Origin of the sequence: Streptomyces sp. NPDC021562, assembly GCF_040640875.1 — a bacterium.
In the GTDB taxonomy this organism is placed as follows: domain Bacteria; phylum Actinomycetota; class Actinomycetes; order Streptomycetales; family Streptomycetaceae; genus Streptomyces.
Genome location: NZ_JBFACN010000009.1, coordinates 1 through 25,759, shown reverse-complemented (window position 1 = coordinate 25,759; position 25,759 = coordinate 1). Strand labels below are relative to the sequence as shown.

The following is a 25,759-nucleotide window of genomic DNA, read 5'->3' as shown; positions in this document are numbered from 1 at the left end:
CGGTCGTGTGTCGCGTGCGGGTGAGCTGTGGCTGGTCGCGCAGTTCCCCGCGCCCCTGAAGGGGCGCTTCATTGCCCCCGGTCGCATAGGCGCCCGGGGGCGGTTCTACTCTGGGGCCTGACAGAAACTGCACAACCCCCCACGAATCAGGAGCCGCCGGATGGATCACAGCGGGCACGGCATGACCATGGATCTGCCGCCGTTCACGCTGGGGCGGGGGCTGGAGTGGTCGGCCGATCCGTTCTTCCTCGTGGCCTGTGTCGCGGGGCTCGCGCTGTACGGGTGGGGTGTGGTGCGGCTGCGGCGGCGCGGGGACTCCTGGTCCGCGGGGCGCACCGCGTCGTTCGTGGTCGGTGTGCTGACCGTCGTGCTCGTGATGTGCACCCGGCTGAACGACTACGGGATGGTCATGTTCAGCGTGCACATGGTGCAGCACATGGTCATCAGCATGCTGTCCCCCATCCTGATCCTGCTGGGCGCCCCGGTGACGCTGGCGCTGCGGGCGCTGCCGGTGGCCGGGAGGGGGCGCAAGGGGCCTCGCGAGCTGCTGCTGGCCCTGCTGCACAGCCGGTACATGCGGATCATCACCCATCCCGCCTTCACCATCCCGCTGTTCATCGCCAGCCTGTACGCGCTCTACTTCAGCCCGCTGTTCGACTTCCTCATGGGGTCGAAGGCCGGGCACATCGCGATGATGGTGCACTTCCTCGCCGTCGGCGTCGTCTTCTTCTGGCCGATCATCGGTGTCGACCCGGGACCGCACCGGCCGGGGCACCTCATGCGGATGCTGGAGCTGTTCGCCGGCATGCCCTTCCACGCGTTCTTCGGCATCGCGTTGATGATGGCGTCCGAGCCGATGGTGGAGACGTTCCGGAACCCGCCCGCCTCGCTCGGCATCGACGCGCTCTCCGACCAGAACGCGGCCGGCGGGATCGCCTGGGCGTTCAGTGAGATCCCGTCCGTGCTGGTGCTGATCGCACTGCTGTTCCAGTGGTACGGCTCCGAGCAGCGCCAGGCACGGCGCACGGACCGGGCCGCCGACCGGGACGGCGACAAGGAGCTGGAGGCGTACAACGCCTATCTGGCTTCCCTCAACGCCCGCGAGGGCTGATCCGGGGCACCATGGAGGGGGCACCATGGGAAGGCACCATGGAGGGGGACGGACCACGAGGAGGGTGTCGCGATGCCCGGTTCTGCGAACGGTTCGAACGGTTCCACCAAGGCGATGGGGGTGCTGACCGTGGGCGGCCTGGTGGTGGTGACCGCCTACACGGTGGCGCTCGGCAGCAACGGCTGGCTGTGGTTCGGCTGGGTGGTGCTCGGGCTGCTCACGCTGGCGATGGTGATGACCCGGCAGAGCGGCTGACGGTCGGGCCGACCGGTCAGTCCGCGGTGAGGGGGGCGGCCCGGTGCACGCCGGGCTGGTACTTGGGCAGCCTGGCGGTGATCTTCATGCCCGCGCCGACGGCGGTCTCGATGACGAGGCCGTGGTCGTCGCCGTAGACCTGGCGGAGCCGGTCGTCGACGTTGGACAGGCCGATGCCGCCGGACGGACTGAGTTCGCCGGAGAGGATGCGGCGCAGCAGTACCGGGTCCATGCCCGCGCCGTCGTCCTCGATGACGACCAGTGCCTCGGCGCCCGCGTCCTGGGCGGTGATCTGGATGTGGCAGGTGCCGGTCTTGCCCTCGAGGCCGTGTTTGACTGCGTTCTCCACGAGCGGCTGGAGGCAGAGGAAGGGCAGGGTGACCGGGAGCACCTCGGGGGCGATCTGGAGGGTGACCGTGAGCCGGTCGCCGAAGCGGGCCCGGACCAGCGCCAGGTAGTGGTCGATGGCGTGCAGTTCGTCGGCGAGGGTGGTGAAGTCGCCGTGCCTGCGGAACGAGTAGCGGGTGAAGTCGGCGAACTCCAGGAGCAGCTCGCGGGCGCGTTCGGGGTCGGTGCGCACGAACGAGGCGATCACCGCGAGCGAGTTGAAGATGAAGTGCGGGGAGATCTGGGCGCGCAGGGCGCGGACCTCGGCCTCGATGAGCCGGGTGCGGGATCGGTCCAGGTCGGCGAGTTCCAGCTGGACGCTGACCCAGCGGGCGACCTCGCCGGCCGCGCGGACCAGGACCGCGGACTCGCGCGGCGCGCAGGCGACCAGGGTGCCGTGCACGCGGTCGTCGACGGTCAGCGGGGTGATCACGGCCCAGCGGACCGGGCAGTCGGGGGTCTGGCAGTGCAGCCGGAAGGCCTCGCCGCGGCCGGACTCCAGGGGGCCGGCGAGGCGTTCCAGGATCTCGGCGCGGTGGTGGCCGCCGACGCCGTCCCAGACCAGCAGGTTCTCGTGGTCGGTCAGGCACAGGGCGTCGGTGCCGAGCAGGGTGCGCAGCCGGCGGGCCGAGCGGCGGGCGGTCTCCTCGGTGAGGCCCGCGCGCAGCGGGGGCGCGGCGAGGGACGCGGTGTGCAGGGTCTCGAAGGTGGCGTGTTCGACGGGGGTGCCGAGGCCGCCGAGGCTCTCGGGGCGTGCGGTGCGGCGGCCCAGCCAGAAACCGGCGGCCAGCAGCGGGAGGACGGCCACGCACAGGCCCGCGAGGAAGCCGGTCACGCCTTGGCCTCCGCACGCAGTTCCTCGGGGAGGTGGAAGCGGGCCAGGATCGCCGCCGTCCCGGGGGGCACCCGGCTCGCGGTCGCCAGGGACACCAGGATCATGGTGAGGAAGCCCAGCGGCACCGACCAGAGGGCCGGCCAGGCGAGCAGGGCGTGCAGGTCGCCGGTGCCCGGGAAGTCGGCCATCGTCGCGGCCACCGCGCAGAACGCCGAGCCGCCGCCGACGAGCATCCCGGCGGCCGCGCCGGGCGGGGTCAGCCGCCGCCACCAGATGCCGAGCACCAGCAGCGGGCAGAAGGAGGACGCCGACACGGCGAAGGCGAGCCCCACGGCGTCGGCGACCGGCAGTCCGCCGACAAGGACGCCGGCGGCGAGCGGTACGGCCATCGCCAGCACGGTCCCGAGCCTGAAGTGCCGTACACCGCGGGACGGCAGGACGTCCTGGGTGAGGACGCCGGCGACCGCCATGGTCAGGCCGGAGGCGGTGGAGAGGAACGCGGCGAAGGCGCCGCCGGCCACCAGGGCGCCGAGCAGTTCGCCGCCGAGGCCGCCGACGACGCGGTCCGGCAGCAGCAGCACGGCGGCGTCCGCGTCGCCGGTGAGGGTCAGCTCGGGGGTGTAGAGGCGGCCGAGGGCGCCGTAGACGGGTGGCAGCAGGTAGAAGAGGCCGATCAGGGCGAGGACGGCGACCGTGGTCCGGCGGGCGGCGACGCCGTGCGGGCTGGTGTAGAAGCGGACGACGACGTGCGGCAGGCCCATGGTGCCGAGGAAGGTGGCGAGGATCAGCCCGTACGTGGCGTAGAGCGGGCGTTCCTCGCGGCTCTCGGCGAGCGAGGTGGACATGCCGCCGTTGGTGCCGCGCTCGGTGGCGGGGACCGGGGTGCCCCGGGCGAAGGTCAGGCGGGTGTGCGCGGCGATGCGGTGGCTGCCCTCGGGGAGGGTCAGCCTGGTGTCCCGGTACGGGCGTCCGTCGACGGTGCCGGTGACGGTGACCGTCAGGGGCCGGTCGAGCCTGAGGGCGAGGGCGTCCTGGACGTCGACGGTGCGCCGGTCCCGGAAGGCCGCCGGTTCGTCGAAGGCGTGGGTGGGGGCGCCGGCGCCCTGCCAGGCGAGGACGAGGAAGAGGGCGGGGACGAGCAGGGCGGTGAGTTTCAGCCAGTACTGGAAGGCCTGGACGAAGGTGATGCTGCGCATGCCGCCCGCGGCGACCGTGGCCACCACGACCACGGCCACGATGAGGCCGCCGAGCGCGTCGGGAGCCCCCGTGAGGACCGCCAAGGTCAGCCCGGCCCCCTGGAGCTGGGGCAGCAGGTAGAGCCAGCCGACGCCGACGACGAACGCGCCGGCCAGCCGTCGTACCGGCCGCGAGGCGAGCCGGGCCTCGGCGAAGTCGGGGAGGGTGTAGGCGCCGGAGCGGCGCAGCGGGGCCGCGACGAACAGCAGGAGGACGAGGTAGCCGGCGGTGTAGCCGACCGGGTACCAGAGCATGTCGGGGCCCTGCACGAGGACCAGCCCGGCGATGCCCAGGAAGGAGGCGGCGGAGAGGTACTCGCCGCTGATCGCGGCCGCGTTGAGGCGGGGGCCGACGGTGCGGGAGGCCACGTAGAAGTCGGAGGTGGTCCGGGAGATGCGCAGCCCGAAGGCGCCGACGAGGACGGTCGCGACCACCACCAGGGCCACGGCCGGTACGGCATAGCTGGAGTTCATCTCACCTCGCCGCGACGGGTGTTCATCGGTCCTCGACGAGACGGACGAAGTCCTCCTCGTTGCGTTCGGCGCGGCGCACGTACCAGCGGGCGAGCAGGATCAGCGGGGCGTAGAGGCAGAAGCCGAGCACCAGCCACTCCGGTCGGCGCGCCCCGTGGGCGGCCGCGAACACCAGCGGGAGCGGGCCGACGAGCAGCACGAGCACCGCGAAGGCGGCCAGGGCGGCGCGCAGTTGGGAACGCATCAGGGAGCGGACATAGGTGTGGCCGAGGGTGGTCTGCTCGTCGATCTCGGTGCGCGGCCGGTAGTAGCCCGGGGCGCGGCGGCTGCGGCGGGGCGGTCCCGTGACGGTGACCCGGCGCTCGACGGGCTCGCCGGGCACGGTCAGGCCCTCCTCATCAGCAGGTCCCGCAGCTCGCGCGCGTGGCGCCGGCTGACCTGGAGTTCCTCGCCGCCGACCAGGACGCTCACCGTGCCCGCGTCCAGGCGGAGTTCGCCGACGTGCCGGAGGGCGACGAGGTGGCGGCGGTGGATGCGCACGAAGCCCCGGGAGCGCCAGCGGTCCTCCAGGGTGGACAGCGGGATGCGGACGAGGTGGCTGCCGCGCTCGGTGTGCAGCCGGGCGTAGTCGCCCTGGGCCTCGACGTGGGTGATGTCGTCGACGGCCACGAACCGTGTGACGCCGCCGAGTTCGACCGGCAGGTGGTCGGGGTCGGGGGCGTGGACGGATATCCGCGGTGCGGCGCCGCGCAGTTCGGCGACCCGCCGGACCGCCTCCGCCAGGCGTTCCTTGCGGACCGGCTTCAGGACGTAGTCGACCGCCTTGAGGTCGAAGGCCCGCACCGCGAAGTCCTCGTGGGCGGTCACGAACACCACCAGCGGCGGCCGGGCGAAGCCGGTGAGCAGCCGGGCCGTCTCCAGCCCGTCCAGGCCGGGCATCTGGACGTCCAGGAAGACCACGTCGACGGCCTCGGGGCCCTGGGGTCCCGACTCCAGGGCGCGGGTGATGCGGCGCAGCGCCTCCGTGGCGTCCCCGGCGCCCTCGACGCTGCCGATGCGCGGATCGGCGTGCAGCAGGTACAGGAGCTCCTCCAGCGAGGGGCGTTCGTCGTCGACGGCGAGAGCGCGCAGCATGAACGGAGTGTAGGCGGCGGGGCGGGGCGCTGGACATGTCGCGGACGTGGTCGTCCGCGCCGGACGAAGCGGTGTTCCCGAAGTGCCGTTCCGCGTGGTTACAGTGCGGACATGAACAGCGGCACCGCCCCTTTCGACGATCTCGACCGGAAGATCACCACCGCGCTGATGGCGAACGCGCGGACCAGTTTCGCCGAGATCGGCGCGGCCGTCGGGCTCTCCGCGACGGCCGTGAAGCGGCGGGTCGACCGGCTGCGCGAGACCGGTGTGATCACCGGTTTCACGGCCACCGTGAAACCGTCGGCGCTCGGCTGGCGCACGGAGGCGTACGTCGAGGTGTACTGCGAGGGCGCGGCGCCGCCCCGGCGGCTCGCGGAGGTGGTGCGCAACCATCCGGAAATCACCGCGGCCATGACGGTGACCGGCGGCGCGGACGCGCTGCTGCACGTGCGGGCCCGGGACGTGGACCACTTCGAGGAGGTGCTGGAGCGGATCCGGGTCGAGCCGTTCATCCGCAAGACGATCAGCGTGATGGTGCTGTCGCATCTGCTGCCGGAGAGCCCGGAGGCGGGCGCGACGGCGGCGGCCCCGGAGTAAACGCATCGACGCTGCGTTTGTATGACCGGACACGCAGCATTCCTGCGCGGACGCGCAGCATTCGTTTCTTGTCGCCCGTATCCGACGCTTTCTACCTTGGTGTCAACCCTCAGTCGACACCGCGGGAAAGCGGAGGAACCCCTCTGTGTCCGAAAGCCGTGTGCCGCGCCTCAGGCGCTTCCTTGTCTGTGAACCCAGACATTTCGCCGTGCAGTACGCGATCAATCCCTGGATGAACCCCGACACCAGGGTCGACGTCGATCTGGCCCAGGAGCAGTGGACGACGCTGATCGACGCCTACCGCGCCCACGGCCACAGCGTGGACCGGCTGGACCCGGTCCCCGGCCTGCCCGACATGGTCTTCGCCGCGAACTCGGCGGTGGTCGTCGACGGGCGGGTCTTCGGCTCGCTGTTCCACGCCCCCGAGCGGCGCCCCGAGTCGGGCCACTACGACCTGTGGTTCAAGACCGCGGGCTACGACGTGCACCGTCCCGGCTCGGTGGTCGAGGGCGAGGGCGACCTGGTCTGGACGGGCCGGTACCTGCTGGCCGGTACCGGCTTCCGGACATCCCGGGAGGCGCACCGGGAGGCGCAGGAGTTCTTCGGCCACCCAGTGATCAGCCTGACGCTGGTGGACCCGTACTTCTACCACCTGGACACCGCGCTGTTCGTCCTGGACGAGGCGAACATCGTCTACTACCCGGAGGCCTTCTCCCCCGGCAGCCGGGACGTTTTGCGCCGGCTGTTCCCGGACGCGGTGCTCGCCACCCGTGACGACGCGCTGTCCTGGGGGCTGAACTCGGTCTCCGACGGCCGCCACGTCTTCATCGCGCCGCAGGCCGAGGCGCTGGCCGCCCGGCTCGCCGACCAGGGCTACGAGCCGGTCCCCGTCGACCTGTCGGAGTTCCACAAGGCAGGCGGCGGCATCAAGTGCTGCACCCAGGAAATCCGCTGAGGACCAGGAGATCCCCCTCATGACCGCACCCGCACGCACGCGCACCTCCGCCGAGCTGATCCAGGCGGAGCAACCGGTCCTCGCGCACAACTACCACCCGCTGCCCGTCGTCGTGGCCCGCGCCGAGGGCGCCTGGGTGGAGGACGTCGAGGGCCGCCGTTACCTCGACATGCTGGCCGGCTACTCGGCGCTCAACTTCGGCCACCGGCACCCCGCCCTGATCGAGGCCGCGCACCGTCAGCTCGACCGGCTGACCCTCACCTCCCGCGCCTTCCACAACGACCGGCTCGCCGAATTCGCCGAACGGCTGGCGGAGTTGACCGGGCTGGACATGGTGCTGCCGATGAACACCGGCGCGGAGGCGGTGGAGAGCGGCATCAAGGTGGCCCGCAAATGGGCCTACGACGTGAAGGGCGTGCCCGCCGACCGGGCCACGATCGTCGTCGCCGCGGACAACTTCCACGGCCGTACGACCACGATCGTCAGCTTCTCCACGGACGAGTCCGCCCGGGCCGGCTTCGGCCCCTTCACACCGGGCTTCCGGGTCGTGCCGTACAACGACCTGGCGGCGCTGGAGGCGGCCGTCGACGGGACGACCGCTGCCGTGCTCATCGAGCCCATCCAGGGCGAGGCCGGGGTGCTGATCCCCGACGACGGCTATCTGACCGGTGTCCGGGAGCTGACCCGGCGCGCGGGCTGCCTGTTCGTCGCCGACGAGATCCAGTCCGGACTCGGCCGCACGGGGCGCACCCTCGCCGTCGACCACGAGGACGTCGTCCCGGACGTGCTGCTGCTGGGCAAGGCGCTGGGCGGCGGGATCGTACCGGTGTCGGCGGTGGTGGCCCGGCGGGAGGTGATGGGCGTGCTGCATCCGGGTGAGCACGGCTCGACGTTCGGCGGCAACCCGCTCGCCGCGGCCGTCGGCACGGCGGTGGTGGAGCTGCTGGAGGGCGGCGAGTTCCAGCGCCGGGCGGCCGAGCTGGGCATGGTCCTGCGGGACGGTCTGGCGGCGCTGGTCGGCAGGGGCGTGGTCGGCTTCCGGGCGCGCGGGCTGTGGGCGGGCGTCGACGTGGACCCGGCGATCGGCACCGGCCGGGAGATCAGCGAGCGTCTGATGCGCGAGGGCGTCCTGGTCAAGGACACCCACGGCTCCACGATCCGGCTGGCCCCGCCGCTGACCGTCACGGCGGACGAGCTGCGCTCGGCGCTGGGGGCGCTGGAGAAGGTGCTGGCGGTCTGAGCGGACGGCGGCCGCGCCCGTGGGCGCGGCCGCCGCTGCGGCTCAGCCCTTGCCGAGGAGCTTGTTCATCTCCTTGATCTCGGCGTTCTGTCCGGTGACGATGGACCCGGCCATGCTCGTGGCCGGGGCGTACTCGCCCTTGGCCTGCTCGGTCCCGGCCATCTCGACGGCGCCCCGGTGGTGCTGGACCATCATGGTCAGGAACATCGTGTCGAAGTCCTTGCCCTTGGCCTGCTTCAGCATGGTCATGTCCTTGACGGACATCATCCCGGCCATGCCGCTGTGACCGCTGTGGTCCATGCCCGCCATGGGCACCTCCTCGCCCCAGGCCTTCAGCCAGCCGGTCATGGTGTTGATCTCCGGGTCCTGGGCCTTCTCGATGCGGGCGGCGAGGTCCTTCACCTGCGCGGAGGAGGCCCGGTCGGCGGCGAGGGAGGCCATCTCCAGGGCCTGCTGGTGGTGCGGGATCATGGTCTGGGCGAAGGACACGTCCTGTGCGTTGTGCGCCCCGGCGGAGGCGGATGCGGTCGCGCCGGCCGCCGCCGAGTGGGACGCGTGCGGTGCGCCGGCGCTGTCGTCGCCGCCGCACGCGGTGAGGGCCAGGGCGGCGGTCGCGGTGAGCGCGACGAGGACGGCACGGGTACGCGTGGTGGTCATGCTGGATCTCCTGCGATGGGTGTGAGTGGGCACGCGGGAGCGCGACCGGCGCGCTGCACGCGCGCGGCCGGCTCGGGTGCCGCTAGATCCGCAGGAGTTGGAGTTCGGCCAGATCGGGTGGGGCACGGGCGGCGTCGGGTGCCGTGGCCGCCCGGGACGCGGCGGTGCGGTCCGGCGCGGGGACGTGCACCGGGTCCGGGACCGGGGCGGGCAGCGCCGGGCCACCGCTGATCGCGCCGGAGGCGCAGGTCGCGTCGGCGTGGTGCGCGTGGTCGCCGCCGCAGTGACCGTCGCCGCCGGAGCAGCCGTCGTAGGCGGTGACCATGACCGCCGTGTGCGGGACGGCACGCCCGGGTGCGCCGTGGTGTCCGACGACACCGCCGGGGGCCAGCGCGTGCATGCCGAACAGCCCGGCCAGCAGCCCGAGGACGAGCAGCGCTCGCCACCGCCGGTGGGGCGGTCGCTGCGGGGGCGGCTCGGTCGGACGCATCGGGGCCATCCTATGCATGCCCTGAGAACGGCCGCGCACGGGCACCGCCGGGACCGCGCGGGGGTGCCGGCGTCAGCCGGTGAGCTCGCCGAGGCGGCACCGGACGGACTGGGGGCCCCGTCAGCCCGGCGCGCCGGCCGACGAGTTCGCGACCGAGGACCAGCGAACGGCGGGAGGCGGGAGGCGGTCGGCTCCGACGGCTTCGCCGAGCGCGCCTCCCGGCTGCTCGCCGGGCCGGGCCGGCGCGCGGACCGGATCCGCGTCGAGCGCTTCGGCCGAGCCCGGCCCCGACCCAACCCGGACGGGCGACGACTCGGTCGCCGGCGTGGTGAAATCCAACGAGACGGTGTCAGCGGGTGGGCATGAGACCGACCGGACATGGCCACAGATGACGACAGGCGCACATCACCCCGGGCCCGCCGTGGACGAGCCGACTCGGCAGGCCGCCGGTTCCGGCGGGGACCGGCAGAAGTGAGGAGAGAGCCGTGTTCTACCACCTGCTCAAGTACGTACTGCTCGGGCCGCTGCTGCGCGTGGTGTTCCGGCCCCGGATCGAGGGCCTGGAGCACGTGCCCGCGTCGGGGCCGGCCATCGTCGCCGGCAATCACCTCTCCTTCTCCGACCACTTCCTGATGCCGGCCGTCCTGAAGCGGCGCATCACCTTCCTGGCCAAGGCGGAGTACTTCACCGGACCGGGTCTCAAGGGCCGGCTGACCGCGTTCTTCTTCCGCAGCGCCGGTCAGATCCCGGTGGACCGCTCGGGCAAGGAGGCCGGCCAGGCGGCGATCCGCGAGGGGCTCGGGGTGCTGGCCAAGGGCGAGCTGCTCGGCATCTACCCGGAGGGCACCCGCTCGCACGACGGCCGTCTCTACAAGGGCAAGGTCGGGGTCGCCGTGATGGCGCTGCGCGCCGGTGTCCCGGTGATCCCGTGCGCCATGATCGGCACCTTCGAGGCGCAGCCGCCCGGGAAGGTCGTCCCCACCCCGCACCCCGTCGTGATCCGCTTCGGCAGGCCTCTGGACTTCTCGCGCTACGCGGGCATGGAGAGCGAGAAGGCGATCCTGCGCGCCGTCACCGACGAGATCATGTACGCCGTCCTGAAGCTCTCCGGGCAGGAGTACGTCGACCAGTACGCGGCGGTCGTCAAGGCGGAGCAGACGGCGGCGAAGGGCGAGAAGGAGCGCAGGTTCCCGCGCGCACCGCTGAGTTGACGCCGGACGGCGAAGGGGCGGCGGGAACGCTCCCGCCGCCCCGCACCGCGGTGCCCGAAGGGTTACGGCTGCGGTGTGGCGTGCGGCGTGCAGGTGACGTCCGCGCCGTCCAGCTTGCCGGTGAGCAGGTAGGAGTCGACCCGGCTGTTGATGCACGGGTTGACCAGGCCGGTCACGCCGTGCGAGCCGGCGCCCTGCTCGGTGATCAGGCGGGAGCCCCTGAAGCGCTTGTGCAGTTCGACGGCGCCCTGGTACGGGGTGGCGGCGTCACGGGTGGACTGCACGATCAGCACCGGCGGCAGGCCCTTGTGGGTGGTGACGTCCACCGGGGTCTGCTGCTTGACCGGCCAGGTGGCGCAGGGCAGGTTCATCCATGCGTTGGCCCAGGTCATGAACGGGTACTTCTTGTTGAGCTCGGTGTTGTCGCGGTCCCACTTGCGCCAGCTGGTGGGCCACTTGGCGTCGGTGCACTCGACGGCGGTGTAGACGGCGTTGCCGTTCTCCGAGGAGATGTTGCCTGCGGTGTCGGAGAGGTCCGGGGCGGCGGCGTCGACCAGCGCCTGGGTGTCACCGGCGACGTACTTGCTGAACACCGTGGCGACCGGGACCCACGAGGAGTCGTAGTACGGGGCGCTCTGGAAGAAGGAGATCAGCTCGGCCGGGCCGACGACTCCGCCGATCGGGTGCGCCTTGGCGGTGGCGCGCAGCTGGAGCCACTTGGCCTGGACGGCGTCGCGCGTGGTGCCCAGGTGGAAGGCGGAGTCGTGGGCGGCGACCCAGTCCTCCCAGTCCTTCCAGCGCCCCTCGAAGGCGATGTCCTGGCCGAGGTTGGCCTCGTACCAGATGTTCTCGCGCGACGGGTTGACGACGCTGTCCACGATCATCCGGCGGACGTGCCCCGGGAACAGCGTGCCGTACACGGCGCCGAGGTAGGTGCCGTAGGAGACACCGAGGTAGTTGAGCTTCTTCTCGCCGAGCGCGGCCCGGATGACGTCGAGGTCACGGGCGGTGTTCGGGGTGGTCATCTGCTGGAGCACCGCCTTGCCGGTGCGCTCGGCGCAGCCGTCCGCGTACTCCTTGGCGAGCTTGCGCTGGGCCGTCTTGTCGGCCTCGGTGTCCGGCACCGGGTCGGCCTTGGGCGCCTTCACGAACTCCTGCGGGTCCATGCAGGAGATGGGCGCGGAGTGGCCGACGCCGCGGGGGTCGAAGCCCACGAAGTCGTACGCCTTGGAGGCGTTGACCCACAGGGGGTTCTTGGTGGTGACCCGGAGCGGGAAGCGCATGCCGGAGCCGCCCGGGCCGCCGGGGTTGTAGACGAGCGCGCCCTGACGCTCCGCCTTCGTCCCCGTGCTGGCTATTCGGTCGACGGCGAGCCGGATCTGCTTGCCGTCGGGCTTCGTGTAGTCGAGCGGCACAGTGACCCAGCCGCACTGGACGGGCTTGGCGAAGCCCCAGTCGGCCGGGCAGTCCGCCCAGTCGATGCCCGCCTTGGCGGCCCGCGCGGCGGCGATCGCCGCGCCGCGCTGCTGCCGGTCCTGGCCGCCGTGCCGGGCCTCGGCGCCGGCCGCGGGGGCCGCGAGCGCCCCGGTGATCAGGCTCGCGGTGACCAGCGCGCCCGCCGAACCGAGCGCCAGCGTCCGGCTCCTCGATCTGAAGTTGTCCCTCAAGTGGGCCCCTCCCCGTACATCGTTGCGAGTGGTCAGGGAGGATCTTTCCGGCTGTGACTCCGCTGTGCACAAGGCATGTCAGCCGTTCTTTACCAATCCGATATCCGGATGACGTGGTCCCGCTGAGCGGATCACCCTCCCCATTCACCCAGGGCCGCGTCCAACACCCGCCGCAGCCGCAGCGCGTCCGCCGCCACCGCGCTCACCAGCACCGCGGGCCCCGCCAGCGGAGTGAGCGCCGCGTACTCCCCCAGCATCCGCGCCCGTACCGGCTCGTGGGCGAACTCGGGTCGTACGACGACGAGTTGCCCGACGGCCCGGTGTCCCGCCAGGACGGCGGGACCGTCCCAGCCGCCGGGCGCGCCAGGCCCGCAGGCCAGTTCCTGATCGAGTACGACGCTCCCGGCGACCCGTACGGTGAGCCGGCTGCCCAGCCGTCCCGGCGTCTCCCCGGCCCGTCCGAGCACCTGCTCCTCACGCAGCACGAGCCGTCCGCCCGCACCCACGTCGGCCCGGGTGGTGACGTACAGCTCGCTCCCCTTGGCCGAGATCAACTGCTCGGGCAGCCAGTGCAGTTCGCCGCCGTCGGCGACGTCGAGCCGGACGTCGTACCGCGCCTCACCCTTCGCCTGTCCCGGCAGCGCGATGGTCGCGGCGGCCGACCCCACCCGCAGCCGGGCGCCGCGCTCCACCGTGGCCTCGACGGCGAAGCGGTCCCCGCCGAGCGGCCCGCTCATCGCCCCGACGACCATCACCCGGGCCTCGGCACCGCTCCCCCGGGTACGCCGCAGGGCCAGCGGCCCCTCGCCCTCCAGCACGGGCAGCGAGGTGCCGCCCCGCCCGTCGTCCCGTGCGACCATCCTCGCGGTCGCACGCACGCCGGTGGCGGTCACGCCGTCCACGCGGCGAGCCGCTCCCGCACCCAGCCGGCCACGTCGCCGACCCCGGTCTCGCCGCGCAACGACTGGAAGACGACGGGCAGTTCGGCGCGCTGTGCCTTGGCGTCCGCGGCCATCCGGGCCAGGTCGGACCCCACGTACGGCGCCAGGTCGGTCTTGTTCACGACCAGCAGGTCGGCGGTGGTGACACCGGGTCCGCCCTTGCGGGGGATGTCGTCGCCCCCGGCCACGTCGATCACGAAGATCTGCGCGTCCACGAGTCCCCTGGAGAAGGTGGCCGTGAGGTTGTCCCCGCCGGACTCGACGAGGATGAGGTCCAGCGGCCCGACCTCGTCCTCCAGGTCCTCCACGGCTTCGAGGTTGGCCGAGATGTCGTCCCTGATCGCGGTGTGCGGGCAGGCCCCCGTCTCCACGGCGGCGATCCGCTCGGGGGGCAGCACGGCCTCCCTCAGCAGGAACTCGGCGTCCTCGCGGGTGTAGATGTCATTGGTGACGACGGCGAGGGACAGTTCGTCCCGCAGCAACCGGCACAGGGCGGCGACGGTGGCGGTCTTGCCGGATCCGACCGGCCCGCCGAGCCCGATCCGCAGGGCGCGCCGGGACCCGTCGGGCCGGCGGGCGTCGGCGCTGACGGCGACGGGACCGTGCCGGTGATCGTGGTCGAGGTGCATGTACGGCTCCTTGTTCAGCAGTTTCTGCGGGTCAGCCCGTCCGGGACGCTCCCGTCGGGGCAGGTGCGGGGCACAGACGGCTACGACGCGAACAAGCGCACCGCCCACCCCGCATGCCACTCGGCGCCGATCTCGAGCAGTGGCGCGGACGCCGCCGGCAGGGCCCCGGCCCCGTCCGCGACCGCTCTCCGCGCCGCCTCCACCGCCCGGTCGGCCACCCGGTCCACCTCGGGCGCCAGCCGTCCGAGCACACCCGTCGCCTCGAACGGATCCAGACTCAGCAGCCGCACCACCGCCGTGGCCGGCCCGCTGACGCACTCGTACGCCGCGCAGTGGGCCGCGTCCTGGGCGGACAGACCCGCCGCCCGGGCCACCACGCCCAGCACCACCGGCTGATGGGCCCCCTTGGGGAACTGTTCGGCGACCGCGTCGAGTTCGGCGCTCGGCCAGGTGACCCGCGCGGCCCTCATCAGCTGCCGCCCGAGCCGCCGCGCGGCGCCCCGCAACGCGGGCGACGGCGTCCGCGCGTCGGCCGCCGCGTCCAACTCCCGCACCTCGACACCTAGGACGGCGGCCGCGGCGAGCGCCGCCGCCACCAGCCCCGTGGTGTGCAGGCGGCCGCGGCAGAACTCCTCGAGGCTCGCCGCCCCGGTGATCCGCCCGGCCTTCACGGCCGCCTCCGCCCCACCCGAGTGCGCATGGCCTCCGGCGGGAAAGCGGCCGTCGGCCAGCACCAGCAACGCCGCCCGGGACATCAGGGACCTCTGCTCTCGGATCTCAGAAAAGGAAGTAGCGCTGGGCCATGGGCAGTTCGGCGGCCGGTACGGCCTCCACCAGCTCTCCGTCGATGTGCACGGCGAAGCTGTCGGGATCGATCCGGACCCTGGGCCGCGCGTCGTTCTCCCGCATGTCCGCCTTGGTCACACCGCGGGTGGAGTCGATGGCGACGAACCGCTTGCCGAGCTGCAACCGCTCGGGCAGTCCGTCCTCGATCGCCAGCGGGGCGACGAAGTTGAAGGAGTTGGCGGCCGGGGCCCGTCCGATCGCCCCGTACATGGGGCGCGGCAGGATCGGCTGGGGTGTCGGGATCGACGCGTTGGCGTCGCCCATCTGTGCGTAGGCGATCTGGCCGCCCTTGAGGACGAGGTGCGGCTTGACCCCGAAGAACGCGGGCTCCCAGAGCACGAGGTCGGCGAGTTTCCCGGTCTCCACCGAACCGATCTCCCGGGCCAGGCCCTGGGCGAGCGCCGGGTTGATCGTGTACTTGGCGACGTACCGCCGTACCCGGTGGTTGTCGGCCCGGCCGTCGCCCGGCAGGGCGCCGCGCCGCCGCTTCATCACGTGCGCGGTCTGCCAGGTCCGCAGGATCACCTCGCCCACCCGGCCCATGGCCTGCGCATCGGAGGAGATGATGGAGATCGCGCCGAGGTCGTGGAGTATGTCCTCGGCGCCGATGGTCGAGGGCCGGATCCGGGACTCGGCGAAGGCCAGGTCCTCCGGCACCGCCGGGTTGAGGTGGTGGCACACCATCAGCATGTCGAGGTGTTCCTCGGCGGTGTTCACCGTGTAGGGACGCGTGGGGTTCGTCGAGCTCGGCAGCACGTGCGGCTCGGAGACGACGGTCATGATGTCCGGCGCGTGTCCGCCGCCCGCGCCCTCGGTGTGGTAGGCGTGGATGCCGCGCCCGCCGATCGCGGCGAGCGTGTCCCCGACGAACCCGGCCTCGTTCAGGGTGTCGGTGTGGATGGCCACCTGGATGCCCGTCCGGTCGGCGACGGTCAGGGCGGCGTCGATGACGGCGGGGGTGGAGCCCCAGTCCTCGTGGAGCTTCAGGCCCAGGGCGCCGCCCCGGATCTGGGAGAGCATCGCCTCGTGCGAGACGGTGTTGCCCTTGCCGAGGAATCCGATGTTGAGCGGGTACTGCTCCATCGCCTCCAGCATCCGGGCGAGGTGCCAGGGCCCGGGGGTGACCGTGGTCGCCTTGGATCCCTCGGCGGGGCCGGTGCCGCCGCCCACCAGGGTGGTGACGCCCGCCGCCAGCGCCTCGTCGGCGATCTGGGGGCAGATGAAGTGGACGTGCGCGTCGATGGCGCCCGCGGTCAGGATCCGCCCGTTGCCGGCGATCACCTCGGTCTCGGGCCCGATCACCAGGTCCGGGTGCACCCCGTCCATGGTGTCGGGGTTGCCGGCCTTGCCGATGCCGGTGATGCGGCCGTCGCGGATGCCGACGTCGGCCTTGACGACGCCCCAGTGGTCGATGATCACCGCGCCGGTGACGACCGTGTCCGGGGTGCCCTCCGCGCGGGTGGCGCGGGACTGGCCCATGGATTCGCGCAGGACCTTGCCGCCGCCGAAGACCGCCTCGTCACCGGCGAGCCCGGGGCCGCCGGAGCGGTCCTCCTCGATCTCCACGAGCAGGTCGGTGTCGGCGAGCCGGATCCGGTCGCCGGTGGTCGGGCCGAACAGGTCGGCGTAGGCGGCGCGGGAGATCTCAGGCATCGAGGGCACCTCCGGTCTCCCCGCGCAGCCCGGGCACCACACGGGCGCCGGCGAGCGGGACGAGTTCGACGTCGACGGGGATGCCGGGCTCGAAGCGGACGGCGGTGCCGGCGGCGATGTTCAGCCGTTTGCCGCGCGCCGCCGCCCGGTCGAACTCCAGTCCGGGGTTGGCCTCGGCGAAGTGGTAGTGGGAGCCGACCTGGACGGGCCGGTCGGCGGCGTTCAGGACGGTCAGCGGGGTGACCTCGCGGCCCTCGTTGTACACGACCGGCCCGTCGGCGAAGAGGATCTCTCCGGGAGTCATCGGCGGCCTCTCAGACGATCGGGTCGTGGACGGTGACGAGCTTGGTGCCGTCCGGGAAGGTCGCCTCGACCTGCACGTCGTGGATCATCTCGGGGATGCCCTCCATGACGTCGTCCCGGGTGAGCAGCTTGCGCCCGGAGGCCATCAGTTCGGCGACGGTACGGCCGTCACGTGCGCCTTCGAGGATGTGCGACGTGATGAGGGCGACCGCCTCGGGGTGGTTCAGCCTCAGTCCGCGGGCCCGGCGCCTCTCGGCCACGTCGGCCGCCACATGGATCAGCAGCCGCTCTTGCTCGTGCGGGGTCAGTTGCACGTCCCACCTCACAGTCCTCGCTCCGGACCGTGCGGGGTCCGGTTGCCGCAGCCACCGCGGCGGATCGGGCCCGCGAACCCGATCCGGCCAGGAAAACCGCTGGTGGCATGGAGCGGCAGGCTAGTTTGCCGGAGTTTCGGTGACGTTAACCGGACCTTGATCACGCCATGACCGGCGCATGAGGCGCACGGCTGGGCCGAACGGATGATCCCGGCACCGGCCGCCCCGCGCACGGCCGTCCGGGGGACCACCATGCGCCGGGCACACGGCAGCGGCCCTCACCCGGGGCACCCCGGGGAGGGCCGATGCCGGTACCGGCTGCCGCGCCGGCCACCCTGCCGGCGGCTAGGACCCCGCGGCCCCGCGGTGCTCCGCCGCGATGCCGAAGCGGCCGCGCTCGGGGCGTGCGGCGGCGGTCTCGCGCACGCTGGAGACGGAGCTGACCACCTGGCTCTCGGTGGCTTCGGGGAGCTCTTCGAGGCGCTCGAGGTCGGCGGCGGAGACGAGGGCGACCAGCGGCTTGCCGTGCCGTGTCACGACCACGCGCTCACCGCCGTACACCACCCGGTTGATCAGTTCGGCGAGCTCAGCCCTGGCTTGCGTCACCGGAATCTCGTAGGCCATACACCCCAGCTTACGGGGCGCCCTCGGCGACACCTCTTGTTCGGCGACAGCGGAATCCCGATCCCGACGTCTGTACGTCCTGTACATTTCTTGCAGCTTGCTCGGCCGTCGAGACGCCCAGCCGCGAGGAGTGGTACTGCCATGACCCGACCGTCCGCCCGTTACGTCCTGCCCGAGTTCACCGAACGCACGACCGCCGGGCAGCGCACCCTGGACCCGTACTCCAAGCTGCTGGAGGAGCGGATCGTCTTCCTGGGCGCGCCCGTCGACGAGACCTCGGCCAACGACGTGCTGGCGCAGCTGATGTACCTGGAGCACGCGGCTCCGGAGCGGGACATCGCGCTGTACATCAACTCCCCCGGCGGCTCGTTCAGCGCGATGGCCGCGATCTACGACACGCTCCGGTACGTCACCTGCGAGGTGGAGACCGTCTGCCTGGGGCAGGCCGGCGCCGCGGCCGCGGTGCTGCTCGCGGCCGGCACCCCGGGCAAACGCTCGGTGCTGCCCGGCGCCCGCGTGGTGCTGCGGCAACCGGCCCTGCCGGAGCCGGTGCAGGGCCGGCCGAGCGATCTGTTCATCCAGGCGGCGGAGTGGGAAAGGACCCGCGCGATGGTGGAGGAGATGCTCGTCCGGCACACCGGGCGCACCCCCGGGCAGGTCCAGCAGGACCTGGAGCGGGACCTGGTCCTGGACGCGCCGGGGGCGGTGGCGTACGGGCTGGCGGACCGGGTCATGCCCGCGCACCGGCCCCCGCTCGGCCGGCCGCACGCGGGGTGAGCCGCCGATGCTGCCACCGGAGCTGCCGCCGCTGCCCGCGCTGACCCGCGCGGAGGGCGAGCTGATCGACCGTTACCTGGACGTGGTCGACCTGCTGGGCCGTATCAACCCGGCGCAGAACGAGGACACCTACCGCGGTCTGCGCGCCGCGCAGGCGCTGGTGCGCGCGGCGTCCGAGCTGCGCGACGCGCTGGCCCTGATGCATCGACGGGGCGAGACGGAGCTGCACGGGGACACGCTGGCACGGGCGTTGCGGGTGCTCGACGGCGAGCGCCGGACCGCTCGCGTCGCACTCCCGCCCGACTGCGTACGGTGACCTCCGCAGGAGTCCAGGCCGATGCGTCGACGCCACGCCCGGGCCGGAGTTGAAACGACCCAAAGGGGTTACCGCCGTTCGGCGGAGTGTGGCGTGGTTTTACCTGACCGAAAAAGCCGCTCGACTCGCCTGCTCCACAGGGGTCGTGGAGCGCTTCGACGCAGGTCCGGGCCTACGCAGTGGAGTTGACGGAGAATCGAACACAGGGCTGTCCACCCGAACGGGTGGGTGGTGAGTAACCCCACAAATCCCCGGTTCCGTTGGGATTTTCGGACACGAGTGCGTGAAGATCCCTGTCTGACGACAAGCCCCCGCCACCACGGCGGGGCGGTCCGGGCGGACGCCGAGTCCTGCCGCCGCCCGGATGACGTCGACAGCAGTGCATCGGCAGGAGTGGAGGACCCAAGCACGACGGGTCGCCGGAACGGTCACGCCATGACCGGACCGAGCAGCCCTTGGGGTGAAGCCGTGGCAACGCGGCCGGGCAACTTCGCCAGCCCGAATCCGACAGGTCATCCTTCACAGGCGGCTGACGAAGGGTTGCGCATGACTGCGCTCAATCGTGTTCCGTCGCTCATGGCCCGGGCCGGTACGGCCTCGGCGCTGACGATCGCCGCCGTGGGCGGCTCGATCGTGATCCCTGGTGTCGCCTCCGACGCCTCGGCCGCCACGCTGGCGACGAAGGCACTGCAGGTCGCCGCCTCGAAAAAGGGCTCACCCTACCGGTGGGGCGCCACCGGACCGAACAGGTTCGACTGCTCCGGGCTCACGCTGTACTCGTTCAAGAAGGCGGGCAAGACCCTGCCGCGAACGGCGGCCCAGCAGTACAACAAGACCCGTCACATCTCGGCCGGCAGCCGCAAGGCCGGGGACCTGGTCTTCTTCCACTCGGGTTCCAGCGTGTACCACGTCGGCATCTACGCCGGGAAGGGAAAGATCTGGCACGCCCCGAAGACCGGGGACGTGGTGAAGCTCCAGAAGATCTGGACGAAGAGCGTCTGGTACGGCCGGGTCAGCTGACCCCGCCGCGCACCGGCCGGCGGGAGCTCAGGGCTACGGCTCCTGCTGGCCGGCCGCGGTGACGGGGTGGGCCGGGACCGTCCAGGGCAGTTCGACGAAGACCGTCTTGCCGCCCTCCCGGGTGGGGCGGACCCGGAGTCTGCCGCCGTACTCGGCGGTGAGCCAGCGGATGATGACCATGCCGCGGCCGTTGTCCTGCTGGACCGCGGCGGGAAGTCTCCTGGGGAAGCGCGGATGACTGTCCGTGACGCCGATGCGCAGGTGCTCGTCCCGGTCGAGGCCGAGGTCCAGCGTGAAGGTGGGCGACTGCCCGAAGGTGTGCTGCACGGCGTTGGTGGCGAGCTCGGAGACGATGAGGCGGACGGTGTCCGCCGTTTCCGTCTCCGGTGGCAGTCCCCACTCCGCGAGGGTGTCCAGCGCATACGCCCGGGCCGCGGCGACCGAGGCGGGTTCGCTCGGCAGGGTGACGGATGCTTCCAGATGGTCTGCCATGGCGACGTCGTCCCTTTCCTCGGGACCGGAGTCCGACTTCCTCGGGACCGGAGTCCGGCACGGTGGGGATGGTTCGAGTACGGTCCCGGACTGGTACTTCTCCGCCAGACTGCCATTACGGGGCCGGTCGCGGGGAGCGATCCACCAAGATGTGCATATATCTGTCGCTCGAAGCGGTGAACTCTGCGACACCGGACCGTATATGGGCGGCCAGATTGAGTAGGGAGTAGCCCATGCAGAACGGTCCCGCGGTACGCCGCCGGAAACTGGGCGCCGAACTGCGCATGCTGCGCACCGGTGCGGGTCTCACGAGCGGCGAGGCCGCCCGCCTGGTGGGCTGGCACCAGTCGAAAGTGAGCCGGATCGAGACCGGCGCCAGCGGTGTGAAACCGGCCGATGTGCGGTTACTTCTCGACGCCTACGGGGTGGCCGAGGGGCAGCTGCGCGAGTTGCTGCTGGTATTGGCGGGGTCGGAGGACACCGCGGGACGACATCACTGGTGGCACGCCTACCGGGGGGTGCTGCCGCCCGCCTACCGGGATTTCATCAGCCTGGAGTCGCAGGCGAGCGCGATGCGCACGCTGGAGACCTCGGTGGTGCCGGGGCTCCTGCAGACCGCCGAGTACGCCCGCGCGGTGACCCGGGTGGCCGCCGACGGGCTCGACGAACAGGCCCTCGACGCCCTGGTGGAGGTGCGTCTGGCCAGGCAGGACGTGCTCCGGGGTGATCCGCCGCTGAAACTGAGCGCGGTCCTGGACGAGGCGGTGCTGCGCCGGGAGGTGGGCGGCCCGGGGGTGATGGCCCGACAGCTGGAGCGGCTGACGGAGGCGGCCCGGTTGCCGCAGGTGCGGCTCCAGGTGCTGCCGTTCGCGGCGGGGGCGCATGTCGGCATCACCGGCCCTTTCGTAATCTTCTCATTTCCGAGCACTTCTGATCTGGATGTGGTTGTTCTCGACCAGTTGACGAGTAGCCTCTACCTCGAACGGAAAGAAGACCTCCAGGCCTACGCGGAGGCCTTCAACACCCTTCAGATCCACGCCCTTTCACCCGAGGACTCGTTGGATTACATCGCCGGGATAGGTGACGGCGCGTAAGGAGGCACCATGACTGCACTGCCTCGGAACGTACCTTCAAGTACGGATCTGCCCGGTGTGCGATGGCTGCGCAGCAGCTACAGCACCGGAGCGAACAACTGCGTGGAGACGGCACGGCCGCACTCCGGCCCACCGGCCGGGCTGCTCGCCGTACGCGACTCCAAGCACCCCGCCGGGCCCGCGCTGCTCTTCTCCCCCGAGAGCTGGGCGGGTTTCGTGGCCACGTTCACCGGCTGATCAGCCGGTAACCGATTCCGTATCCGCATGCGCGCAAGGCCCGGCCGTGTCACGCCGACTCATGGTCGTGTCTCGCCGATCACACGTACAGCGCGTTCGATCTCGGCCCCGGAGAGGTCGGCACGGGCGGTCAGCCTGAGCCGTGAGACGCCGTCCGGCACGGAAGGCGGACGGAAACAGCCCACGGCCAGGCCTGCCGACCGGCAGTCGGCCGCCCACCGCACGGCCTCCTCCGGGGACGGGGCCCGCACGGAGACCACCGCGGCGTCCGGTCGTACCGCCGACAGGCCCGCGGCGGTCAGCCGTGCGTGCAGTTCGGCGGCCACCTCGCGGGCCCGGGCCGCGCGGGCGGGTTCGCGCCGCAGCAGCCCGAGGGCCGCCAGCGCCGCGCCCGCGGCCGCGGGCGCCAGACCGGTGTCGAAGATGAAGGTCCGCGCCGCGTTCACCAGGTGGTCGATCACCCGGGCCGGCCCCAGCACGGCCCCGCCCTGGCTGCCCAGCGACTTGGACAGGGTCACCGTGACCACCACGTCGTCGGCCCCGGCGAGACGGGCCGCGTACGGCGCGCCCCGCCCGCCGTCCCCGATGACCCCGAGTCCGTGGGCGTCGTCCACGAGCAGTCCGGCGCCGTGCTCCCGGCACGCCTCGGCCAGCGCGGCGAGCGGCGCCGCGTCACCGTCGACCGAGAACACCGTGTCGGAGACGACCAGCGCGGGCCCCTCGCGCGTGCCCAGCGCCTTGCGCACGGCGTCCGGGTCGGCGTGCCCGACGACCTGCGTGCTCCCCCGCGCCAGCCGGCAGCCGTCGATCAGGGAGGCGTGGTTGAGGGCGTCGGAGACGATCAGGGAGCCGTGCGGGCCGAGCGCGGTGACGGCGGCGAGGTTGGCCGCGTAGCCCGAGGAGAAGACCAGGGCCGCCTCGAACCCGCAGAACCCGGCCAGCTCGCGCTCCAGCTCGGTGTGCAGCTCCGTCGTGCCGGTCACCAGCCGGGAACCGGTGGAGCCACCGCCCCACGTCCGGGCGGCCTCGGCCGCGCCCTCGGCGACCTCGGGATGGCGGGCGAGGCCCAGGTAGTCGTTGCTCGCCAGGTCCAGCAGCGGTGAGTCGGCGGGACGGGGGCGCAGGGTCCGTACGAGTCCGGCGCGGCGGCGGAGTTCCGCCTGTTCGTCGATCCAGCCGAACGCCATGGCCCCTCCGGTGCTTTTGTAGGCAATGAACAGACCCTAGCGGGACCGTCGGCCACCCACTGTGTGGTGATACCCACATGTCGATCTGACAGGGTTGTGCGAACTCTCCTTGGCCCGGAGCAGCCTCGTAGTACAGGATCGGCTCTCATGGACCTGCTGAACACGCTGGTGGACAAGGGGCTTCGGCGCGAGCTGCCGACCCGCGAGGAAGCGCTCGCCGTGCTGGCGACCTCCGACGACGACGTACTGGACGTGGTGGCCGCGGCGGGCAAGGTGCGCCGGCAGTGGTTCGGCCGGCGCGTGAAACTCAACTACCTGGTCAACCTCAAGTCGGGGCTGTGCCCGGAGGACTGCTCGTACTGCTCGCAGCGCCTCGGCTCCTCGACCGGCATCCTGAAGTACAGCTGGCTCAAACCCGACGAGGCCTCCAAGGCGGCGGCCGCGGGCCTCGCCGGGGGCGCCAAGCGGGTCTGCCTGGTGGCCTCCGGGCGCGGTCCGACCGACCGGGACGTGGACCGGGTCGCCGGCACCATCAAGGCGATCAAGGAGCAGAACGAGGGCGTCGAGGTGTGCGCCTGCCTCGGACTGCTCTCCGACGGCCAGGCGGAGCGGCTGCGCGAGGCGGGCGCGGACGCCTACAACCACAACCTCAACACGTCCGAGGGGACGTACGGGGACATCACGACCACGCACACGTACGCCGACCGGGTGGACACCGTCAACAAGGCGCACGCGGCCGGCCTCTCGGCGTGCTCCGGGCTGATCGCCGGCATGGGCGAGACGGACGAGGACCTGGTCGACGTGGTCTTCTCGCTGCGCGCGCTGGACCCCGACTCGGTGCCGGTCAACTTCCTGATCCCGGTCGAGGGCACCCCGCTGGCCAAGGAGTGGAACCTCACCCCGCAGCGCTGTCTGCGCATCCTGGCGATGGTGCGGTTCGTCTGCCCCGATGTCGAGGTGCGCATCGCGGGCGGCCGTGAGGTGCACCTGCGCACCATGCAGCCGCTCGCCCTGCACCTGGCCAACTCGATCTTCCTCGGCGACTACCTGACCACCGAGGGCCAGGCCGGCCAGGCCGACCTGGAGATGATCGCGGACGCCGGGTTCGTGGTGGAGGGGTCCGAGGAGACGACGCTGCCCCGGCACCGTGCCGAGGCCAGGGGCGCGGTCCCCGGGGCGCACGCGGGCGCCGGGTGCGGGTCGGAGGCGGGGTGCGGATCGGCGTGCGGTTCCCACGAGGGTTCCGGTGCCCACGCGGACGTGTGCGGTACGGCCGTCGCCAACGAGCCCCGCACCGACCTGGTCGCCGTCCGCCGCCGGGGTGCCGGAACGGACCTCGCGCCCAATGCCTGACCTGAGCCTGCCCGAGCTGCTGGAACTGGACCGGCGGCACGTCTGGCATCCGTACGGTCCGATGCCAGGCCGGGCCGAACCGCTCGTCGTGGAGTCGGCGAGCGGGGTCCGGCTGCGGCTCGCGGACGGCTCGGGCGAACTGGTCGACGGCATGTCGTCCTGGTGGTCGGCGATCCACGGCTACAACCACCCCGTCCTCAACCAGGCCGCGCGCGACCAGCTCGGCCGGATGAGCCATGTGATGTTCGGCGGGCTCACCCACGAGCCCGCCGTCCGGCTGGCGAAGCTCCTTGTCGACATGTCTCCCGCCGGTCTCGAGCACGTCTTCCTGGCGGACTCCGGTTCGGTGTCGGTCGAGGTCGCGATCAAGATGTGCCTCCAGTACTGGCGTTCCCTCGGCCGCCCGGCGAAGCAGCGCCTGCTGACCTGGCGCGGTGGCTACCACGGCGACACCTGGCATCCGATGTCCGTGTGCGACCCCGAGGGCGGGATGCACGAGCTGTGGTCCGGGGTGCTGCCCGGCCAGCTCTTCGCGGACGCGCCCCCGGCGGAGTACGACGAGCGGTACGCCGACCGGCTGCGGTCGATGGTCGAACGGCACGCGCACGAACTGGCCGCGGTGATCGTGGAGCCGGTGGTCCAGGGCGCGGGCGGGATGCGGTTCCACTCCCCCGCCTACCTGCGGGTGCTGCGCGAGGTGTGCGACGCGCACGACGTGCTGCTGGTGTTCGACGAGATCGCGACCGGCTTCGGACGCACGGGGGCGCTGTTCGCGGCGGACCACGCGGCCGTCACGCCGGACGTGATGTGCGTGGGCAAGGCGCTGACCGGCGGTTACCTGACCATGGCGGCGACGTTGTGCACGCCCCGGGTGGCCGAGGGGATCTCGCGGGGCGAGGTGCCGGTACTGGCCCACGGGCCGACGTTCATGGGGAACCCGCTCGCCGCTTCCGTGGCCTGCGCCTCGCTCGGGCTGCTGCTGGGGCAGGACTGGCTCACGGAGGTCAAGCGGATCGAGTCGGGCCTGCGGGAGGGGCTCGCGCCGGCCCGGGACCTCCCCGGGGTCCGGGACGTCCGGGTCCTCGGCGCCATCGGGGTCGTCCAGCTCGACCACGACGTCGACATGAAGGCCGCGACGGCGGCCGCGGTGCGCGCGGGCGTGTGGCTGCGCCCCTTCCGCGACCTGGTCTACACGATGCCGCCGTACGTCACCGGTGACGCGGACGTGGCACGGATCGCGCACGCGGTGTGCGCCGCGGCGCGGGAGGGATGACATGCCGATTCTGGTGATCACGGGGACGGGCACGGAGGTCGGCAAGACCGTCACCACGGCGGCGGTCGCCGCCGCCGCGGTCGCGGCCGGCCGCTCGGTGGCGGTCCTGAAGGCCGCGCAGACCGGGGTACGACCGGACGAGCGCGGGGACGCCGACGAGGTCGCGCGGCTCGCGGGCGCCGTGACGGCGGCCGAAGTGGCCCGTTTCCCCGAGCCGTTGGCGCCGGGGACGGCGGCCAGGCGGGCGGGGCTGCCCCCGGTGCGTCCGCAGGACGTGGCGGAGGCGGCCGCCGAACTGGCCGCCGAGCACGATCTGGTACTGGTCGAGGGGGCGGGCGGGCTGCTCGTCCGGTTCGACGAGGCCGGCGGCACCCTGGCGGACGTGGCCCGGCTGCTGGACGCGCCGGTGCTCGTGGTGGCGTCGGCCGGTCTCGGCACCCTCAACGCCACCG

The 25,759-nt window shown here is 72.3% G+C and carries 30 protein-coding genes and 1 riboswitch; of the genes, 14 read left to right on the top strand and 16 right to left on the bottom strand.

The window, feature by feature from the left end; all coding sequences use genetic code 11:
• The first annotated feature begins 160 nt into the window (after nt 1-160).
• Nucleotides 161-1,111, top strand: a complete 951-nt coding sequence (locus AB0G52_RS15690; protein ID WP_132887875.1) for a cytochrome c oxidase assembly protein — start codon at nt 161-163, stop codon at nt 1,109-1,111.
• A gap of 72 nt (nt 1,112-1,183) precedes the next feature.
• On the top strand, nt 1,184-1,366 hold the full coding sequence (locus AB0G52_RS15685; RefSeq protein ID WP_132887874.1) for a hypothetical protein: 183 nt from the start codon (nt 1,184-1,186) through the stop codon (nt 1,364-1,366).
• A 16-nt stretch (nt 1,367-1,382) separates the two neighbouring features.
• Here the strand turns inward: AB0G52_RS15685 and AB0G52_RS15680 are convergent, their stop codons facing one another.
• From AB0G52_RS15680 to AB0G52_RS15665, 4 genes are read right to left on the bottom strand one after another with little or no spacing between them, the layout of a single operon-like run.
• On the bottom strand, nt 1,383-2,588 hold the full coding sequence (locus AB0G52_RS15680; protein ID WP_132887873.1) for a histidine kinase: 1,206 nt from the start codon (nt 2,586-2,588) through the stop codon (nt 1,383-1,385).
• Nucleotides 2,585-4,297, bottom strand: a complete 1,713-nt coding sequence (locus AB0G52_RS15675; RefSeq protein WP_132887872.1) for a cation acetate symporter — start codon at nt 4,295-4,297, stop codon at nt 2,585-2,587. Before AB0G52_RS15675 ends, AB0G52_RS15680 begins: the two co-directional genes overlap by 4 nt.
• Before the next feature lie 22 nt (nt 4,298-4,319).
• Complete coding sequence (locus AB0G52_RS15670) at nt 4,320-4,679, bottom strand: hypothetical protein (RefSeq protein WP_361336846.1); 360 nt, start codon at nt 4,677-4,679, stop codon at nt 4,320-4,322.
• Nucleotides 4,680-4,681: 2 nt separating this feature from the next.
• The gene (locus AB0G52_RS15665) at nt 4,682-5,431 is read right to left on the bottom strand and encodes a response regulator transcription factor (protein ID WP_361336844.1); all 750 of its coding nucleotides are present in this window, start codon (nt 5,429-5,431) and stop codon (nt 4,682-4,684) included.
• 111 nt (nt 5,432-5,542) lie between these two features.
• On the opposite strand from AB0G52_RS15665, the gene AB0G52_RS15660 reads away from it, so the two are divergent.
• From AB0G52_RS15660 to rocD, 3 genes are all read left to right on the top strand, one after another.
• Nucleotides 5,543-6,028: an Lrp/AsnC family transcriptional regulator gene (locus tag AB0G52_RS15660; protein ID WP_132887869.1), complete on the top strand. Its 486-nt coding sequence runs from the start codon at nt 5,543-5,545 to the stop codon at nt 6,026-6,028.
• 145 nt (nt 6,029-6,173) lie between these two features.
• A complete protein-coding gene (gene ddaH, locus AB0G52_RS15655) occupies nt 6,174-6,983 on the top strand; it encodes a dimethylargininase (RefSeq protein ID WP_361336842.1) in 810 nt (269 codons plus the stop codon).
• 19 nt (nt 6,984-7,002) lie between these two features.
• Nucleotides 7,003-8,223: an ornithine--oxo-acid transaminase gene (rocD, locus tag AB0G52_RS15650; protein WP_132887867.1), complete on the top strand. Its 1,221-nt coding sequence runs from the start codon at nt 7,003-7,005 to the stop codon at nt 8,221-8,223.
• Nucleotides 8,224-8,265: 42 nt separating this feature from the next.
• Here rocD and AB0G52_RS15645 read toward each other — a convergent pair whose 3' ends face one another.
• Both AB0G52_RS15645 and AB0G52_RS15640 read right to left on the bottom strand, forming a co-directional pair.
• A complete protein-coding gene (locus AB0G52_RS15645) occupies nt 8,266-8,880 on the bottom strand; it encodes a DUF305 domain-containing protein (protein WP_132887866.1) in 615 nt (204 codons plus the stop codon).
• Between the two features lie 82 nt (nt 8,881-8,962).
• Complete coding sequence (locus AB0G52_RS15640; protein ID WP_132887865.1) at nt 8,963-9,370, bottom strand: DUF6153 family protein; 408 nt, start codon at nt 9,368-9,370, stop codon at nt 8,963-8,965.
• Nucleotides 9,371-9,855: 485 nt separating this feature from the next.
• On the opposite strand from AB0G52_RS15640, the gene AB0G52_RS15635 reads away from it, so the two are divergent.
• The gene (locus tag AB0G52_RS15635; protein WP_132887864.1) at nt 9,856-10,581 is read left to right on the top strand and encodes a lysophospholipid acyltransferase family protein; all 726 of its coding nucleotides are present in this window, start codon (nt 9,856-9,858) and stop codon (nt 10,579-10,581) included.
• A 62-nt stretch (nt 10,582-10,643) separates the two neighbouring features.
• Here AB0G52_RS15635 and AB0G52_RS15630 read toward each other — a convergent pair whose 3' ends face one another.
• The 8 genes from AB0G52_RS15630 to AB0G52_RS15595 form a co-directional block, all read right to left on the bottom strand.
• Nucleotides 10,644-12,248 carry an alpha/beta hydrolase gene (locus AB0G52_RS15630; protein WP_361336839.1) on the bottom strand — a complete coding sequence of 535 codons (1,605 nt, stop codon included), beginning with the start codon at nt 12,246-12,248 and terminating at the stop codon, nt 10,644-10,646.
• Nucleotides 12,249-12,379: 131 nt separating this feature from the next.
• Nucleotides 12,380-13,150, bottom strand: coding sequence for an urease accessory protein UreD (locus AB0G52_RS15625; RefSeq protein WP_361336837.1), 771 nt, complete (start codon nt 13,148-13,150; stop codon nt 12,380-12,382).
• Nucleotides 13,138-13,818, bottom strand: a complete 681-nt coding sequence (gene ureG / locus AB0G52_RS15620) for an urease accessory protein UreG (protein ID WP_132887862.1) — start codon at nt 13,816-13,818, stop codon at nt 13,138-13,140. The genes AB0G52_RS15625 and ureG overlap by 13 nt, the downstream gene beginning before the upstream one ends.
• Before the next feature lie 80 nt (nt 13,819-13,898).
• Entirely contained in the window at nt 13,899-14,573 is a 675-nt protein-coding gene (locus AB0G52_RS15615) for an urease accessory UreF family protein (RefSeq protein ID WP_361336835.1), read from the bottom strand.
• Between the two features lie 22 nt (nt 14,574-14,595).
• Entirely contained in the window at nt 14,596-16,317 is a 1,722-nt protein-coding gene (locus AB0G52_RS15610; protein WP_132887860.1) for an urease subunit alpha, read from the bottom strand.
• Nucleotides 16,310-16,621 carry an urease subunit beta gene (locus AB0G52_RS15605; RefSeq protein WP_361336833.1) on the bottom strand — a complete coding sequence of 104 codons (312 nt, stop codon included), beginning with the start codon at nt 16,619-16,621 and terminating at the stop codon, nt 16,310-16,312. Before AB0G52_RS15605 ends, AB0G52_RS15610 begins: the two co-directional genes overlap by 8 nt.
• A gap of 10 nt (nt 16,622-16,631) precedes the next feature.
• Nucleotides 16,632-16,934, bottom strand: a complete 303-nt coding sequence (locus tag AB0G52_RS15600; protein WP_046730081.1) for an urease subunit gamma — start codon at nt 16,932-16,934, stop codon at nt 16,632-16,634.
• Between the two features lie 345 nt (nt 16,935-17,279).
• Nucleotides 17,280-17,558: a type II toxin-antitoxin system Phd/YefM family antitoxin gene (locus tag AB0G52_RS15595; protein WP_132887858.1), complete on the bottom strand. Its 279-nt coding sequence runs from the start codon at nt 17,556-17,558 to the stop codon at nt 17,280-17,282.
• A gap of 141 nt (nt 17,559-17,699) precedes the next feature.
• Here AB0G52_RS15595 and AB0G52_RS15590 point away from each other — a divergent pair, with 141 nt between their 5' ends.
• The 3 genes from AB0G52_RS15590 to AB0G52_RS15580 all read left to right on the top strand — a co-directional run bounded on the left by AB0G52_RS15590 (nt 17,700) and on the right by AB0G52_RS15580 (nt 19,671).
• A complete protein-coding gene (locus AB0G52_RS15590) occupies nt 17,700-18,335 on the top strand; it encodes an ATP-dependent Clp protease proteolytic subunit (protein WP_361336830.1) in 636 nt (211 codons plus the stop codon).
• A 7-nt stretch (nt 18,336-18,342) separates the two neighbouring features.
• Nucleotides 18,343-18,651, top strand: a complete 309-nt coding sequence (locus AB0G52_RS15585; RefSeq protein WP_046730013.1) for a hypothetical protein — start codon at nt 18,343-18,345, stop codon at nt 18,649-18,651.
• Between the two features lie 358 nt (nt 18,652-19,009).
• Nucleotides 19,010-19,194, top strand: a riboswitch (cyclic di-AMP (ydaO/yuaA leader).
• 3 nt (nt 19,195-19,197) lie between these two features.
• Nucleotides 19,198-19,671 carry a C40 family peptidase gene (locus AB0G52_RS15580; protein WP_132887856.1) on the top strand — a complete coding sequence of 158 codons (474 nt, stop codon included), beginning with the start codon at nt 19,198-19,200 and terminating at the stop codon, nt 19,669-19,671.
• A gap of 33 nt (nt 19,672-19,704) precedes the next feature.
• Here the strand turns inward: AB0G52_RS15580 and AB0G52_RS15575 are convergent, their stop codons facing one another.
• Nucleotides 19,705-20,163 carry an ATP-binding protein gene (locus AB0G52_RS15575; protein WP_361336828.1) on the bottom strand — a complete coding sequence of 153 codons (459 nt, stop codon included), beginning with the start codon at nt 20,161-20,163 and terminating at the stop codon, nt 19,705-19,707.
• A 233-nt stretch (nt 20,164-20,396) separates the two neighbouring features.
• On the opposite strand from AB0G52_RS15575, the gene AB0G52_RS15570 reads away from it, so the two are divergent.
• A complete protein-coding gene (locus AB0G52_RS15570) occupies nt 20,397-21,257 on the top strand; it encodes a Scr1 family TA system antitoxin-like transcriptional regulator (protein ID WP_132887854.1) in 861 nt (286 codons plus the stop codon).
• 9 nt (nt 21,258-21,266) lie between these two features.
• A complete protein-coding gene (locus tag AB0G52_RS15565; protein ID WP_132887853.1) occupies nt 21,267-21,494 on the top strand; it encodes a DUF397 domain-containing protein in 228 nt (75 codons plus the stop codon).
• 59 nt (nt 21,495-21,553) lie between these two features.
• Here the strand turns inward: AB0G52_RS15565 and AB0G52_RS15560 are convergent, their stop codons facing one another.
• On the bottom strand, nt 21,554-22,681 hold the full coding sequence (locus AB0G52_RS15560) for an 8-amino-7-oxononanoate synthase (RefSeq protein ID WP_361336826.1): 1,128 nt from the start codon (nt 22,679-22,681) through the stop codon (nt 21,554-21,556).
• A gap of 147 nt (nt 22,682-22,828) precedes the next feature.
• Between AB0G52_RS15560 and bioB the strand changes: the two genes are divergently transcribed.
• From bioB to bioD, 3 genes are all read left to right on the top strand, one after another.
• Entirely contained in the window at nt 22,829-24,034 is a 1,206-nt protein-coding gene (gene bioB / locus AB0G52_RS15555; RefSeq protein ID WP_361336824.1) for a biotin synthase BioB, read from the top strand.
• Entirely contained in the window at nt 24,027-25,307 is a 1,281-nt protein-coding gene (locus AB0G52_RS15550) for an adenosylmethionine--8-amino-7-oxononanoate transaminase (RefSeq protein ID WP_132887850.1), read from the top strand. Before bioB ends, AB0G52_RS15550 begins: the two co-directional genes overlap by 8 nt.
• A gap of 1 nt (nt 25,308) precedes the next feature.
• Nucleotides 25,309-25,759 (top strand): dethiobiotin synthase (gene bioD / locus AB0G52_RS15545; protein ID WP_361336823.1); only part of this gene is annotated, 451 nt, incomplete at its 3' end.

What these genes read in the sequence shown, in the direction of transcription:
- AB0G52_RS15640 (WP_132887865.1), bottom strand. Translation starts at nt 9,370, where the DNA reads ATGCGTCCGACCGAGCCGCCCCCGCAGCGACCGCCCCACCGGCGGTGG.
- AB0G52_RS15580 (WP_132887856.1), top strand. Translation starts at nt 19,198, where the DNA reads ATGACTGCGCTCAATCGTGTTCCGTCGCTCATGGCCCGGGCCGGTACG.
- AB0G52_RS15565 (WP_132887853.1), top strand. Translation starts at nt 21,267, where the DNA reads ATGACTGCACTGCCTCGGAACGTACCTTCAAGTACGGATCTGCCCGGT.
- AB0G52_RS15645 (WP_132887866.1), bottom strand. Translation starts at nt 8,880, where the DNA reads ATGACCACCACGCGTACCCGTGCCGTCCTCGTCGCGCTCACCGCGACC.
- AB0G52_RS15660 (WP_132887869.1), top strand. Translation starts at nt 5,543, where the DNA reads ATGAACAGCGGCACCGCCCCTTTCGACGATCTCGACCGGAAGATCACC.
- AB0G52_RS15675 (WP_132887872.1), bottom strand. Translation starts at nt 4,297, where the DNA reads ATGAACTCCAGCTATGCCGTACCGGCCGTGGCCCTGGTGGTGGTCGCG.
- AB0G52_RS15560 (WP_361336826.1), bottom strand. Translation starts at nt 22,681, where the DNA reads ATGGCGTTCGGCTGGATCGACGAACAGGCGGAACTCCGCCGCCGCGCC.
- AB0G52_RS15590 (WP_361336830.1), top strand. Translation starts at nt 17,700, where the DNA reads ATGACCCGACCGTCCGCCCGTTACGTCCTGCCCGAGTTCACCGAACGC.
- AB0G52_RS15665 (WP_361336844.1), bottom strand. Translation starts at nt 5,431, where the DNA reads ATGCTGCGCGCTCTCGCCGTCGACGACGAACGCCCCTCGCTGGAGGAG.
- AB0G52_RS15690 (WP_132887875.1), top strand. Translation starts at nt 161, where the DNA reads ATGGATCACAGCGGGCACGGCATGACCATGGATCTGCCGCCGTTCACG.
- ureG (WP_132887862.1), bottom strand. Translation starts at nt 13,818, where the DNA reads ATGCACCTCGACCACGATCACCGGCACGGTCCCGTCGCCGTCAGCGCC.
- AB0G52_RS15570 (WP_132887854.1), top strand. Translation starts at nt 20,397, where the DNA reads ATGCAGAACGGTCCCGCGGTACGCCGCCGGAAACTGGGCGCCGAACTG.
- AB0G52_RS15610 (WP_132887860.1), bottom strand. Translation starts at nt 16,317, where the DNA reads ATGCCTGAGATCTCCCGCGCCGCCTACGCCGACCTGTTCGGCCCGACC.
- AB0G52_RS15550 (WP_132887850.1), top strand. Translation starts at nt 24,027, where the DNA reads ATGCCTGACCTGAGCCTGCCCGAGCTGCTGGAACTGGACCGGCGGCAC.
- bioB (WP_361336824.1), top strand. Translation starts at nt 22,829, where the DNA reads ATGGACCTGCTGAACACGCTGGTGGACAAGGGGCTTCGGCGCGAGCTG.
- rocD (WP_132887867.1), top strand. Translation starts at nt 7,003, where the DNA reads ATGACCGCACCCGCACGCACGCGCACCTCCGCCGAGCTGATCCAGGCG.
- AB0G52_RS15585 (WP_046730013.1), top strand. Translation starts at nt 18,343, where the DNA reads ATGCTGCCACCGGAGCTGCCGCCGCTGCCCGCGCTGACCCGCGCGGAG.
- AB0G52_RS15595 (WP_132887858.1), bottom strand. Translation starts at nt 17,558, where the DNA reads ATGGCCTACGAGATTCCGGTGACGCAAGCCAGGGCTGAGCTCGCCGAA.
- AB0G52_RS15685 (WP_132887874.1), top strand. Translation starts at nt 1,184, where the DNA reads ATGCCCGGTTCTGCGAACGGTTCGAACGGTTCCACCAAGGCGATGGGG.
- AB0G52_RS15575 (WP_361336828.1), bottom strand. Translation starts at nt 20,163, where the DNA reads ATGGCAGACCATCTGGAAGCATCCGTCACCCTGCCGAGCGAACCCGCC.
- AB0G52_RS15605 (WP_361336833.1), bottom strand. Translation starts at nt 16,621, where the DNA reads ATGACTCCCGGAGAGATCCTCTTCGCCGACGGGCCGGTCGTGTACAAC.
- AB0G52_RS15615 (WP_361336835.1), bottom strand. Translation starts at nt 14,573, where the DNA reads ATGTCCCGGGCGGCGTTGCTGGTGCTGGCCGACGGCCGCTTTCCCGCC.